This is a genomic window from Bradyrhizobium arachidis (assembly GCF_015291705.1).
Taxonomy (GTDB): domain Bacteria; phylum Pseudomonadota; class Alphaproteobacteria; order Rhizobiales; family Xanthobacteraceae; genus Bradyrhizobium; species Bradyrhizobium arachidis.
In genome coordinates this window covers 410,369-423,038 of the sequence record NZ_CP030050.1, presented here as the reverse complement: position 1 = coordinate 423,038, position 12,670 = coordinate 410,369, and the positions used below count along the sequence as shown (strand labels likewise).

Annotated in this window: 11 protein-coding genes; 1 reads left to right on the top strand and 10 read right to left on the bottom strand. The window is 64.2% G+C overall.

Translation table 11 applies throughout. The features are described from left to right. Nucleotides 1-3: 3 nt before the first annotated feature. Entirely contained in the window at nt 4-573 is a 570-nt protein-coding gene (locus tag WN72_RS02025; RefSeq protein ID WP_092217829.1) for a hypothetical protein, read from the bottom strand. A gap of 119 nt (nt 574-692) precedes the next feature. On the opposite strand from WN72_RS02025, the gene WN72_RS02020 reads away from it, so the two are divergent. Next, complete coding sequence (locus WN72_RS02020) at nt 693-1,283, top strand: DUF4337 domain-containing protein (protein WP_027561872.1); 591 nt, start codon at nt 693-695, stop codon at nt 1,281-1,283. Nucleotides 1,284-1,466: 183 nt separating this feature from the next. Here WN72_RS02020 and WN72_RS02015 read toward each other — a convergent pair whose 3' ends face one another. The 9 genes from WN72_RS02015 to mdh form a co-directional block, all read right to left on the bottom strand. After that, complete coding sequence (locus WN72_RS02015) at nt 1,467-1,997, bottom strand: hypothetical protein (protein WP_027561871.1); 531 nt, start codon at nt 1,995-1,997, stop codon at nt 1,467-1,469. A gap of 33 nt (nt 1,998-2,030) precedes the next feature. After that, entirely contained in the window at nt 2,031-3,431 is a 1,401-nt protein-coding gene (lpdA, locus tag WN72_RS02010; RefSeq protein WP_027561870.1) for a dihydrolipoyl dehydrogenase, read from the bottom strand. A gap of 59 nt (nt 3,432-3,490) precedes the next feature. Further along, nucleotides 3,491-4,252, bottom strand: coding sequence for an SDR family oxidoreductase (locus WN72_RS02005; protein ID WP_092217830.1), 762 nt, complete (start codon nt 4,250-4,252; stop codon nt 3,491-3,493). Nucleotides 4,253-4,304: 52 nt separating this feature from the next. Beyond that, nucleotides 4,305-5,546 carry a 2-oxoglutarate dehydrogenase complex dihydrolipoyllysine-residue succinyltransferase gene (gene odhB, locus WN72_RS02000; protein ID WP_027561868.1) on the bottom strand — a complete coding sequence of 414 codons (1,242 nt, stop codon included), beginning with the start codon at nt 5,544-5,546 and terminating at the stop codon, nt 4,305-4,307. Between the two features lie 176 nt (nt 5,547-5,722). After that, on the bottom strand, nt 5,723-8,680 hold the full coding sequence (locus tag WN72_RS01995; RefSeq protein ID WP_027561867.1) for a 2-oxoglutarate dehydrogenase E1 component: 2,958 nt from the start codon (nt 8,678-8,680) through the stop codon (nt 5,723-5,725). A gap of 137 nt (nt 8,681-8,817) precedes the next feature. After that, nucleotides 8,818-9,702 carry a succinate--CoA ligase subunit alpha gene (sucD, locus tag WN72_RS01990; RefSeq protein WP_027561866.1) on the bottom strand — a complete coding sequence of 295 codons (885 nt, stop codon included), beginning with the start codon at nt 9,700-9,702 and terminating at the stop codon, nt 8,818-8,820. Nucleotides 9,703-9,738: 36 nt separating this feature from the next. Continuing rightward, nucleotides 9,739-10,218 (bottom strand): DUF1579 domain-containing protein, encoded by a 480-nt coding sequence (locus WN72_RS01985; RefSeq protein ID WP_027561865.1) that lies wholly within the window; start codon nt 10,216-10,218, stop codon nt 9,739-9,741. Nucleotides 10,219-10,222: 4 nt separating this feature from the next. Further along, entirely contained in the window at nt 10,223-11,419 is a 1,197-nt protein-coding gene (gene sucC / locus WN72_RS01980; protein ID WP_027561864.1) for an ADP-forming succinate--CoA ligase subunit beta, read from the bottom strand. A 208-nt stretch (nt 11,420-11,627) separates the two neighbouring features. Then, nucleotides 11,628-12,596: a malate dehydrogenase gene (gene mdh / locus WN72_RS01975; protein WP_008145224.1), complete on the bottom strand. Its 969-nt coding sequence runs from the start codon at nt 12,594-12,596 to the stop codon at nt 11,628-11,630. Nucleotides 12,597-12,670 lie beyond the last annotated feature (74 nt).

Here is a 12,670-nt window from a genome sequence, read left to right as displayed (position 1 = left end):
AGCTTAGTTGGCGAGATATTCGATCTCGTAGACATAGTTCGACCCGCGCCCGACTTCGACGCGAACCTTGGGTCTGAATTGCTGCAGCCGCTCGTAAAGCGGCGCCGTCACCTTCACGGTTTGACCCGCGATGATAACGATATAATCGGCCCTGCGCCCACTTGTTCTGCTGGCGTATTGAACACGGCCCTCGATCACGAGGCGGGACGTGAAGAGGTCGAGAACGAGCATCCGTCCGAAGAACCATGCGATGATGCTGCCGAACAGCACGATCGCGATCATCCCGCCGTACCCTTTCGCCTTGTCGCGCCATGAGCCTTGAGGCGCAGGGGCTCGCAGCTGGGAGCCGACGACCACCAGGCCGAAGAGAACGAGAAGGGCATTCATGTCGTTGATCGCGATGATCGAGCTGTTGACCCAGAGCACCACCAGCAGGAAGTAGGCCAGGCCGAACCAGATCACGATCTTGAGGATGATCGGAAAGGCCGCGCTGTTGCGGGCCTTCAGCAACGCAAACGCAGCGATGACGGCGGACGGCCAGAAGCAGGCTGCGATGAAATCCGCTGTGGTCATGTGACAGGACTAGAACAGCCAGACGGCAAAACCATTAATTGCATGCGCCATCCCGCTTGCCACTTGCGCGCGCCGCACGGTTCGGTCAATCGTTGGTAAATGAGCAGGAGGGGATTTTTATGAGCGCACATGAGAGCATGGAGCATGCCGAGCACGCCGAACACGCGTCCGGCTCGAACAAGAAGATCGCCCTCCTGATCGCCGTGCTGGCGCTGTTCCTGGCGATCTCGGAAACGCTCGGCAAGGGTGCGCAGACCGAAGCGATCAGCAAGAACGTCGAGGCCGCCAATCTCTGGGCGTTCTTCCAGGCCAAGAGCATCCGCCGCACCGTGGTCGTGACCGCGGCCGAGCAGGGCAAGCTCACGCTCGGCGCCACCACCGACGACGCGCAGAAGGCGCTGGTGCAGAAGCAGATCGACGACTGGACCAAGACCGCGCAGCGCTACCGCTCCGAGCCGGAGACCGGCGAAGGCACCGAGCAGCTCGCCGAGAAGGCCAAGCACGCCGAGCACGAGCGCGACGAGGCGACCGCGAAGTATCATCATTTCGAGCTGGCATCGGCCGCCTTCCAGATCGGCATCGTGCTGGCCTCGGCCACCATCATCACCGGCATGGTCGCACTCGCCTATGTCGGCGGCATCCTGACGCTCGCCGGCCTGATCATGACCGCGCTCGGCCTGTGGTGGCCGCACCTGATGCATTTGCATTAGGGAGCGTGTGGCGCGCGGCGTGACGCTACACAGACAGTGTCATGCCCCGGCTTTGACCGGGGCATCCAGTACGCTGCGGCCCTTCGGTTCAATCACGACTGCTGTTGGAATACTGGATCGCCCGGTCAAGCCGGGCGATGACAGCGAGTGTGTGGCGATGGCAGCGAGTCTGTAGCGAGCAGCTCACCGCGCCTCGTGCACGCTCTTCCTGAAGCGCTGGATCAGACGCAGCGTGCGGGACGACCAGCCTTCGCCGTTGCCGGCGATCAGCTCGCGGATGCGGCGTTTGATCGGGTCGACCAAGAGGTGCGCCTTGGCGCGCAGCTTCATGACGAGATCATAGAGCCGCTCGAACCAGTGCATCTCCAGCAGCTTGTCGCGCGTGACGTCGAACACGAAGGCGGTGACGCCGACGCCGAGCAGCTTTGCGAACAGGAACGTGGAGACGCCGCTCAGCCAGTATTCATGCGTGAGCAGCCACAGGCCGATCAGCTTCAGCGGAAACAGCGGGATGATCGGCACGACGAAGATGATCAGCGTCATGGCCGGCGACAGCGCATCGACGCGCTCCGTCAGCCATTGCTTGAACCGCGCGAGCGGGATGGCTGCGACAACCCGCGCGACGATCGGCTCGAGATGGTCCCACAGCCAGGCTTCGATCAGGAAGACGATCGCCAGCAGGACCCAGAGCGGTTGAAGTAGGCGGCGCAGCATGTGTTTCCCGCCCGATTCGGAGCTGGGCGTCGCCTACATATGGATGGCCCGCTTGCCGACTGCAAGCGCGGCTTCCTTGACGGCCTCCGAGCGGGTCGGATGCGCGTGACAGGTGCGGGCGAGATCTTCCGCACTGCCACCGAACTCCATGAGAACGCAGGCTTCATGGATCATTTCGCCGGCCTCGATGCCGATAATGTGCACGCCGAGCACGCGATCGGTCTTCGCATCTGCGAGAATCTTCACAAAGCCATCAGTCGTTTGGTTGACCTTGGAGCGGCCGTTGGCGGTAAAGGGAAACTTCCCGACGGTATAAGCCACACCCGCCTGCTTCAGCTCCTCCTCGGTCTTGCCGACGGAGGACACTTCCGGCGTGGTATACACGACGCCTGGGATAACGTCGTAATTCACGTGGCCGGCCTGGCCGGCGATGATCTCGGCAACCGCAACGCCTTCGTCCTCGGCCTTGTGCGCGAGCATCGGGCCTGCGACGACGTCGCCGATGGCATAGACGCCCTTCAGGCTGGTGGCGAAGTGCGGATCGATCTGCACCCGGCCGCGATTGTCGAGCGCAACGCCGGCTTCCTTCAGACCGAGACCATCCGTGTAAGGCACGCGCCCGATGCAGACGAGCACGACGTCGGCTTCCAGCGTCTCGGCGGCACCACCCGCAGCCGGTTCGATTTTCGCGAGCAATGCCTTGCTGTTCACTTCGACGCCGGTGACCTTCGAACCCAGCTTGAACGCAAAGCCCTGCTTCTCAAGGATGCGTTGGAATTGCTTGGCGATCTCGCCGTCCATGCCGGGCAGGATGCGATCCAGGAATTCGACGACGACGACTTCGGCGCCGAGCCGCTTCCACACCGAGCCGAGCTCGAGGCCGATGACGCCGGCGCCGACGATCAGGAGCTTGCCGGGGACCTTGTCGAGCGAGAGCGCGCCGGTCGAGGAGACGATGCGCTTCTCGTCGATCTCGATGCCCTTGAGACGCGCGATGTCCGAGCCGGTGGCGATCACGATGTTCTTGGTCTCGATGACCTGCGACTTGCCGTCGGCGGAGACTTCGACCTTGCCGGTGCCGAGGATCTTGCCGGTGCCCTTGAGCACGTCGACCTTGTTCTTCTTCATCAGGAACTCGACGCCCTTGACGTTGCCGTCGATGCCCTGCTGCTTGAAGTTCATCATGGCGGGCAATTCGAGCTTCGGCGCGGAAACGGAAACGCCCATCTTGGCGAAGGAATGCCCGGCTTCCTCGAACATTTCGGAGGCGTGCAGCAGCGCCTTCGACGGCATGCAGCCGACGTTGAGGCAGGTGCCGCCGAGCGTGGCGTTCTTTTCAACCACGGCGACTTTCATGCCGAGCTGGCTGGCGCGCACCGCGCAGACATAACCGCCCGGTCCGGTGCCGATGACGACGAGATCGTAGGTAGCCATGAGAGAAAGTCCCGTAAGGTTTTAGCGTGATGAGGATGTGTCAGCGTCCGCGCGGCGCGTCAGCGTCCGCCGGACACATCGAGAGTGGCTGCGGTGACGTAAGAGGCCTCGTCCGACAGCAGCCAGACGATGGCATTGGCGATTTCGTCAGATGTGCCGACGCGCTTCATCGGCACCAGATGGGCCAGACGATGGGCGCGGTCGGGCTCGCCGCCGGCGGCGTGGATCTCGGTGTCGATCAGGCCGGGGCGAATGCCGGCGACGCGGATGCCTTCGCTCGCGACCTCATAGCCGAGGCCGATGGTGAAGGAATCGATCGCGCCCTTCGACGCCGCATAGTCGACGTAAGTGTTGGGCGAGCCGAGCTTGGCAGCGACCGACGACAGATTGACGATGACGCCGCCCTTGCCGCCATGCTTGGTCGACATCCGCTTCACCGCCTCGCGCGCGCAGAGAATGGAGCCGGTGACGTTGACGGCCATGACGCGCTGGATGCGCTCGGCCGACATCTCGTCGACGCGCACGCCGCTCTTGCCGACGATGCCGCCATTGTTGACGAGGGCGCCGAGCGTGCCGAACTTGTCCGCTTCCTTGAACAAATTGAGGATGTCGTTTTCCTCGGCGACATCGCATTTCACCGCGATGGCCTTGCCGTTGCTGGCCTCGATCGTAGCTACGACCTCGTCGGCGGCCTGCTTGTTGCTGGCATAGCCGACCACGACGCGGAAGCCGCGCGCGGCCGCCGCAAGCGCGGTCGCCCGCCCGATGCCGCGGCTGCCGCCGGTGATGACAACGACTTTATCCGTCACGCGCGCCTCCATGGTTCGACACGCGCCGTCGCGAATGGCGACGGCGCTCGCAAAGCATCAGGGATCAGAGATCGAGCACCAGGCGCGCCGGATCTTCCAGGCTCTCCTTGACGCGCACCAGGAAGGTGACGGCTTCCTTGCCGTCGATGACGCGGTGATCGTAGGACAGCGCCAGATACATCATCGGGCGGACCTCGATCTTGCCTCCGACGACCATCGGGCGATCCTGGATCTTGTGCATGCCCAGGATGCCGGACTGCGGCGCGTTCAGGATCGGGGTCGACATCAGCGAGCCGTAGATGCCGCCATTGGTGATGGTGAAGGTGCCGCCCTGCATCTCGTCGATCTTGAGCTGGCCATCGCGGGCGCGGCGGCCGAAATCGGCGATGCCCTTCTCGATGTCGGAGATCGACTTGTGGTCGCAGTCGCGGACAACAGGCACGACGAGGCCCTTGTCGGTGCCGACGGCGACGCCGATGTGATAGTAGTTCTTGTAGATCAGGTCGGTGCCATCGATCTCGGCGTTGACCGCTGGGATGTCCTTCAGCGCCTGCACGACGGCCTTGGTGAAGAAGCCCATGAAGCCGAGCTTGGCGCCGTGCTTCTTCTCGAACGCGTCCTTGTAGTGGGCACGCAGCGCCATCACGTTGGTCATGTCGACCTCGTTGAAGGTCGTGAGCATGGCGGCGGTGTTCTGCACGTCCTTGAGGCGGCGCGCGATGGTCTGGCGCAGGCGGGTCATCTTGACGCGCTCTTCGCGGGCGGCATCATCGGCCGGCGACGGCGCGCGGACCTGCACGGCGGCGGCCGGCTGGTTCACCGGGGTCGGCGCGGAGGCGGCGCGCTCGATCGCAGCGAGCATGTCGCCCTTGGTGACGCGGCCGTCCTTGCCGGAGCCCGGAACGGTCGAAGCGTCGATGCCGGTCTCGGCGGAGAGCTTGCGCACGGACGGGGCGAGCGGCGCATCGGCCGGCGGCGCCTTCGCGGCCGGAGCAGGCGCGGGAGCAGCAGCGGCGGGCGCCGGAGCAGCAGCAGGCTTGGCAGGCGCGGCGGCGGGCTTCGCAGCGCCGGCGCCATCGGTGATCTGGCCGAGCAGCGCGCCGACCGCAACGGTCGCGCCATCGGCGGCGATGATCTCGCTCAGCGTGCCGGCGGAGGGCGCGGGGACCTCGATGGTGACCTTGTCGGTCTCGAGCTCCACCAAGGGCTCGTCGACGGCGACGGGATCGCCGGCTTTCTTGAACCAGCGGCCGATGGTGGCCTCGGTGACGGATTCGCCGAGCGTCGGCACACGAATTTCAGTCATGGTCTTTTCCTTAAGGGATCGCCAATGCGGTCATAGGTCGGTCGTCAATGGCCCGCGAAAAGCAAGCCATCCAGCAAGCCGGACGTTCGTACTCTGCACGGACGTCGCGGCGTACTGGATGCTCCGCCCCGGTGCGCGATTGCACACGAGGCGGGGCATGACGCAGTTCAAGAAATTCAGCTCAGTGCTTCGTCCAGGAATGCCTTCAGCTGCGCCTGATGCTTGGACATCAGACCAGTCGCGGTCGCGGCGGAAGCGGCGCGGCCAACATAACGCGGACGCCGGCTCACGCCGTTCACCTGGTTCAGCACCCATTCCAGATAGGGCTCGATGAAGTGCCAAGCACCCATGTTGCGGGGCTCTTCCTGGCACCACACCATCTCGGCTTTCTTGAAGCGCGACAGCTCGGCGACCAGCGCCTTCAGCGGCACCGGATAGAGCTGCTCGACGCGCATCAGGTAGATGTCGTCGATGCCGCGCTTCTCGCGCTCCTCGTAGAGATCGTAATAGACCTTGCCGGAGCACAGCACGATGCGACGGATCTTCTCGTCGGGGACGAGCTTGATCGCCTCGTTCGGCAGCATCTGGGCGTCATCATAGAGGATGCGGTGGAAGGTCGTTCCCTTCGCGAGCTCTTCGAGACGCGAGACCGCCCGCTTGTGGCGCAGCAGCGACTTCGGCGTCATCACGATCAGCGGCTTGCGGATCTCGCGATGGAGCTGCCGGCGCAGCACGTGGAAGTAGTTCGCCGGCGTGGTCGGATAGACCACCTGCATGTTGTCTTCGGCGCTCATCTGCAAATAACGCTCGAGGCGCGCCGAGGAATGCTCCGGTCCCTGGCCTTCATAGCCGTGCGGCAAGAGGCAGACGAGGCCGGACATGCGCAGCCATTTGCGCTCGCCCGAGGAGATGAACTGGTCGAACACGACCTGCGCACCGTTGGCGAAGTCGCCGAACTGGGCTTCCCACAGGGTCAGCGTGTTCGGCTCGGCGAGCGAATAGCCGTATTCGAAGCCGAGCACGGCCTCTTCCGACAGCAGCGAGTTGATGACCTCGTAGTGACCCTGCTCGTGACCGAGATGGTTGAACGGCGTGTAGCGACTCTCGTCTTCCTGGTCGATCAGGACCGAGTGGCGCTGCGAGAAGGTGCCGCGCTCCGAATCCTGTCCGGACAGACGGACGTGATGGTTTTCATTGAGCAGCGAGCAGAACGCCAGCGCCTCGCCGGTCGCCCAGTCGATGCCGTTGCCGGTGTCGATCGCCTTCGAGCGGTTATCGAGGAAACGCTGGATGGTGCGGTGAACGCGGAAGCCGTCCGGCACCTTGGTGATCTTGCGGCCGATGTCCTTGAGGATCGGCAGATCGACGCCGGTGACGCCGCGCCGTGCATCCTCTTCCTGGTCGGCGATCTTGAAGCCGGACCACTTGCCGTCTAGCCAGTCGGCCTTGTTCGGCTTGTAAGAGGTGCCGGCCTCGAATTCGGCATCGAGCCGCGAGCGCCAGTCGGCCTTTAGCTTGTCGACCTCGCCCTCGGTGACCACGCCTTCGGCAATCAGGCGCTTGGAGTAGAGAGTGAGGGTCGAGGGATGGGCCGCAATCCGCTTGTACATCACCGGCTGGGTGAACGCGGGCTCGTCGCCCTCGTTGTGGCCGTAACGGCGATAGCACCACATGTCGATGACGACGGGCTTGTGGAACTTTTGACGGAATTCGGTGGCGACCTTCGCCGCGAACACCACGGCTTCCGGATCGTCGCCGTTCACGTGGAAGATCGGCGCGTCGATCATCTTCGCCACATCCGACGGATAGGGCGAGGAGCGCGAGTAACGCGGATAAGTCGTGAAGCCGATCTGGTTGTTGACGATGAAGTGCACGGAGCCGCCGGTGCGGTAGCCCTTCAGGTCCGACAGGCCGAAGCACTCGGCCACCACGCCCTGGCCGGCGAATGCGGCGTCGCCGTGCATGAGCAGCGGCATCACGGAGATGCGCTGGTCCGGCGGATCACCGTGCTGGTCCTGCTTGGCGCGCACTTTCCCGAGCACCACGGGATCGACGATCTCGAGATGCGAGGGGTTGGCGGTCAGCGACAGATGGATGCGGTTGCCGTCGAACTCGCGGTCCGAGGAGGCGCCGAGGTGATATTTGACGTCGCCGGAGCCTTCGACCGCGTCGGGATTGGCCGAGCCGCCCTTGAACTCGTGGAACAGTGCGCGGTGCGCCTTGCCCATCACCTGGGTCAGCACGTTGAGGCGGCCGCGATGCGGCATGCCGAGCACGACTTCCTTCACGCCGAGATTGCCGCCGCGCTTGATGATCTGCTCGAGCGCGGGAATCAGCGATTCACCGCCGTCGAGGCCGAAGCGCTTGGTGCCGGTGAACTTGGTGTCGCAGAACTTTTCGAAGCCTTCAGCCTCGACCAGCTTCATCAGGATCGCCCGCCGGCCTTCGCGGGTGAACGAGATTTCCTTGTCCGGTCCCTCGATGCGCTCCTGGATCCAGGCCTTCTGCGCGGCGTTGCTGATGTGCATGAACTCGACGCCGAGCGTCTGGCAGTAGGTGCGCTCGCAGATCGCGGTGATCTCGCGCAGCGTGGCGTATTCGAGACCCAGCACGTGATCGAGGAAGATTTTGCGGTCGAAATCGGCTTCGCTGAAGCCGTAGGTGCGTGGGTCGAGCTCTTCGCGGTTGCGCGGGGCTTCGATGCCGAGCGGATCGAGCTTGGCGTGGAAGTGGCCGCGCATGCGGTAGGAGCGAATCAACATCAGGGCGCGGACCGAGTCACGCGTCGCCTGAAGCACGTCAGCGGAGGAGATGTCGGCGCCCTTGGCTTGCGCCTTGGCCGCGATCTTGGCACCGACCGCCTTCTCGACCTCAGCCCAGTTGCCGTCGAGGGCGGAGGTCAGATCGTCCTGCGGGCTCAGCGGCCAGTTGTCGCGTTCCCAGGACGGTCCTTCCGCGTTCTTGCGGACGTCGGCCGGCTGATCGTTGAGGCTCTTGAAGAACTCCTGCCACTCGGCGTCGACCGAGGACGGGTCCTTCTCGTAGCGGGCGTAGATTTCGTCGATGTAGGTGGCGTTGGTGCCCTGCAAAAACGAAGAGAGGGCAAAGGCTGCGTTCGCGTCCTGGCGAGACATACTTGAGTTCCTGGCGATTTCGGTTCGCGCATAACAAACGGCGCTGGCGTCGGGCTCCCCGGCAGAGGCCCGACGCGACTGGCACCATTTACCCTATTTGCTGCGAAACTTCGCCCGGAAAAGCACGAAGAAGTGAATTAGCCTTTCAACTTTTCGGCAAGCGTATGGCCGAGGCGCGCCGGCGACGGAGACACGGTAATTCCGGCCGATTGCATCGCTTCGGTCTTGGAACCGGCATCGCCCTTGCCGCCCGAGATGATCGCGCCGGCATGACCCATGCGACGGCCGGGAGGTGCGGTGACGCCGGCGATGAAGCCGACCATCGGCTTCTTGCGGCCGCGCTTGGCCTCGTCCTTGAGGAACTGGGCGGCGTCCTCCTCGGCGGAACCGCCGATCTCGCCGATCATGATGATCGATTCGGTCTTGGGATCGGCCAGCAGCATTTCGAGCACGTCGATGAACTCGGTGCCCTTGACCGGGTCGCCGCCGATGCCGACCGCGGTGGTCTGACCGAGGCCTTCCTGCGAGGTCTGGAACACGGCTTCGTAAGTGAGCGTGCCGGAGCGGGAGACGATGCCGACCGAGCCGGTCTTGAAGATGTTGGCCGGCATGATGCCGATCTTGCACTCGCCGGCGGTCATGACGCCGGGGCAGTTCGGCCCGATCAGGCGCGACTTGGAGCCGGCCAGCGAGCGCTTCACGCGGACCATGTCGACGACCGGAATACCCTCGGTGATGCAGACGATCAGCGGGATCTCGGCGTCGATGGCTTCGCAGATCGCGTCGGCCGCGCCCGGCGGCGGCACGTAGATCACCGACGCATCGGCGCCGGTCTTCTCACGCGCATCGCGCACGGTGTCGAACACCGGCAGGCCCAGATGCGTCGAGCCGCCTTTGCCCGGCGAGGTGCCGCCGACCATCTTGGTGCCATAGGCGATCGCAGCCTCGGAGTGGAAGGTGCCGTTCTTGCCGGTGAAGCCCTGGCAGATGACCTTGGTGTTCTTGTCGATCAGGATGGACATGAGGTCTGCTTTCGCGAAACTAACAGAGTGAGAGGGTCAGTGGATGCGGCGGTAGACGCCAGTGAGCACGTCGGCCCAGCCTTCCGCGTCCGGCGAGAACTGGATCTTCAACGAGTAGGAATTGTCGTCGATGATCTCGTAGACGTGGCGCGCATTGCCGCGGAGCGAGCCGCGCACCAGCGTCAGGGTCTTGCCGACCCACCCGCCGGAAGCGGGCGAGGGCGGCGTGTAGCCGAGCGAGTCGTACCAGAACAATTTGTAGGTCCGGTCGTCACGATCGTAGGTGAAGATGCCATGGGTCGCGAAGACCTGCTTGCCGTCGCGCATCTGCACCGAGTCCTGGATCAGGTAGAACCCGTTGAGATCCATGCGCGCGACGGTGCGCGAGGTCGCCGGGCCGCCTTCGGTCCAGCGCGATGGGAAGACCGTCTCTTCGCCATCCCATTCGCCGGCGAACGCGGCGAGACGCGCGTGCTCTGCAAGCGGAGATGATGCGGCGAGATGGTCCTGGGCCATGGCCTTAGCCTCCCTTGACGGCCTTCACGATCTTCTGCGCGGCGTCGTCGAGATTGTCGGCCGGCACCACGTTCAGGCCGGATTCACGGATGATCTTCTTGCCGAGCTCGACATTGGTGCCTTCGAGGCGCACCACCAGCGGCACGCTGAGGCCGACTTCACGAACCGCAGCCGTGACGCCCTCGGCGATCACGTCGCACTTCATGATGCCGCCGAAGATGTTGACCAGGATGCCCTTCACGTTGGGATCGGCGGTGATGATCTTGAACGCGGCCGCGACCTTCTCCTTGCTGGCGCTGCCGCCGACGTCGAGGAAGTTCGCCGGCGACATGCCGTAGAGCTTGATGATGTCCATCGTCGCCATGGCGAGACCGGCGCCGTTGACCATGCAGCCGATGTTGCCGTCGAGGGTGACGTAGTTGAGGTCGTACTTGGACGCCTCGATCTCCTTGGCGTCTTCCTCGGTCTCGTCGCGCAGCGCGAGCACCTCGGGGTGACGGAACAGCGCGTTGTCGTCGAACGACACCTTGGCATCGAGCACGCGGAGCTGGCCCTGCTTGGTCACGACCAGCGGGTTGATCTCCAGCATCGACATATCCTTGGCGACGAAGGCGGCGTAGAGCTGCGCGGTGAGCTTCTCGGCCTGCTTGGCGAGATCACCGGAGAGCTTCAGCGCGTTGGCGACGGTGCGGCCGTGATGGCCCATGATTCCGGTCGCGGGATCCACCGAGAAGGTCACGATCTTCTCAGGCGTGTTGTGCGCGACGTCCTCGATGTTGACGCCGCCTTCGGTCGAGACGACGAAGGAGACGCGCGAGGTCTCGCGATCGACCAGGATCGAGAGATAGAACTCCTTGTCGATGTCGGAGCCGTCCTCGATGTAGAGGCGGTTGACCTGCTTGCCGGCGGGGCCGGTCTGCACGGTCACCAGCGTTGCGCCCAGCATCTGCTTGGCGAACTCGGAAACTTCAGAGGCCGACTTGGCGATCCGGACGCCGCCCTTGTCGCCGGCTGAGGCTTCCTTGAACTTGCCCTTGCCGCGGCCGCCGGCGTGGATCTGGCTCTTCACGACATAGACCGGACCGGGCAGCGCCTTGGCGGCGGCTTCCGCGTCGGCGGCCTTGAGAACCGGGACGCCCTTGGAGATCGGCACGCCGAACTCACCCAGCAGCGCTTTGGCCTGATATTCATGGATATTCATATGGTCGCTCCCTGAACCCGCGGGCGGTGACCCCATGGGCCCACCTCAGTCTTGTGGCTGGCATACCATATACCACAGGAACTGCAACCCGGATTCTTTGACTTCGAGATCTCTGGACTGCTGAACCGAGAGCCCGCCCGGTCTGCCGGGCCCCGGAAGTGAAACCGCCGAAGACCGGGTTTCGGTCTTCGGCGGGATTGTTTGCGCCTTAGCGGCCGAGAAGATCGGGTGCGATCTTCTTGCAGGCGTCGACCAGGCCCTGCACCGCACCGACCGACTTGTCGAAGGCCTCGCGGTCCTTGCCGGCGAGCTCGATCTCGACGACGCGCTCGACGCCCTTGGAGCCGATCACGACGGGTACGCCGACATACATGTCCTTCACGCCGTATTCGCCGTTGAGGTAGGCGGCCGAAGGCAGCACGCGCTTCTTGTCGCGCAGATAGCTCTCAGCCATCGCGATCGCCGAGGCGGCGGGGGCGTAGAAGGCCGAGCCGGTCTTGAGCAGATTGACGATCTCGGCGCCGCCGTTGCGGGTGCGGTCGACGATCTCGTCAAGGCGCGCCTGCGAGGTCCAGCCCATCTTGACGAGGTCGGGCAGCGGGATGCCGGCGACGGTGGAGTACTTCACCAGCGGCACCATGGTGTCGCCATGGCCGCCGAGCACGAAGGCGGTGACGTCCTCGACCGAGACGTTGAACTCGTCGGCCAGGAAGTAGCGGAAGCGCGCGGAGTCGAGCACGCCGGCCATGCCGACGACCTTCTTGTGCGGCAGGCCCGAGGCCTTCTGCAGCGCCCAGACCATCGCGTCGAGCGGGTTGGTGATGCAGATGACGAAGGCGTCGGGGGCGTACTTCTTGATGCCGGCGCCGACCTGCTCCATGACCTTGAGGTTGATGGACAGGAGGTCGTCGCGGCTCATGCCGGGCTTGCGCGGCACGCCGGCGGTGACGATGCAGACCTTGGCGTTGTCGAGCGCTTCGTAGGAGTTGGCACCGGTGTAGTGCGCGTCGAAGCCGTCGACCGGCGAGGACTGCGCGATGTCGAGCGCCTTGCCCTGCGGCACGCCTTCGGCGATGTCGAACATCACCACGTCGCCCAGTTCTTTCAGGCCGATGAGATGAGCCAGCGTTCCGCCGATCTGACCGGAGCCAATCAAAGCAATCTTGTCGCGCGCCATGTGAACCTGTCCTTTAGACACGTAAGGAGGGGAAAACTGAGACGGGTGGTTATCCCTTTCGCCTCCCCCGTTCA

Excerpts from the sequence above, each read along its gene's own strand:
- WN72_RS02025 (WP_092217829.1), bottom strand. The coding sequence starts at position 573 with ATGACCACAGCGGATTTCATCGCAGCCTGCTTCTGGCCGTCCGCCGTC.
- WN72_RS02020 (WP_027561872.1), top strand. The coding sequence starts at position 693 with ATGAGCGCACATGAGAGCATGGAGCATGCCGAGCACGCCGAACACGCG.
- WN72_RS02015 (WP_027561871.1), bottom strand. The coding sequence starts at position 1,997 with ATGCTGCGCCGCCTACTTCAACCGCTCTGGGTCCTGCTGGCGATCGTC.
- lpdA (WP_027561870.1), bottom strand. The coding sequence starts at position 3,431 with ATGGCTACCTACGATCTCGTCGTCATCGGCACCGGACCGGGCGGTTAT.
- WN72_RS02005 (WP_092217830.1), bottom strand. The coding sequence starts at position 4,252 with ATGGAGGCGCGCGTGACGGATAAAGTCGTTGTCATCACCGGCGGCAGC.
- odhB (WP_027561868.1), bottom strand. The coding sequence starts at position 5,546 with ATGACTGAAATTCGTGTGCCGACGCTCGGCGAATCCGTCACCGAGGCC.
- WN72_RS01995 (WP_027561867.1), bottom strand. The coding sequence starts at position 8,680 with ATGTCTCGCCAGGACGCGAACGCAGCCTTTGCCCTCTCTTCGTTTTTG.
- sucD (WP_027561866.1), bottom strand. The coding sequence starts at position 9,702 with ATGTCCATCCTGATCGACAAGAACACCAAGGTCATCTGCCAGGGCTTC.
- WN72_RS01985 (WP_027561865.1), bottom strand. The coding sequence starts at position 10,218 with ATGGCCCAGGACCATCTCGCCGCATCATCTCCGCTTGCAGAGCACGCG.
- sucC (WP_027561864.1), bottom strand. The coding sequence starts at position 11,419 with ATGAATATCCATGAATATCAGGCCAAAGCGCTGCTGGGTGAGTTCGGC.
- mdh (WP_008145224.1), bottom strand. The coding sequence starts at position 12,596 with ATGGCGCGCGACAAGATTGCTTTGATTGGCTCCGGTCAGATCGGCGGA.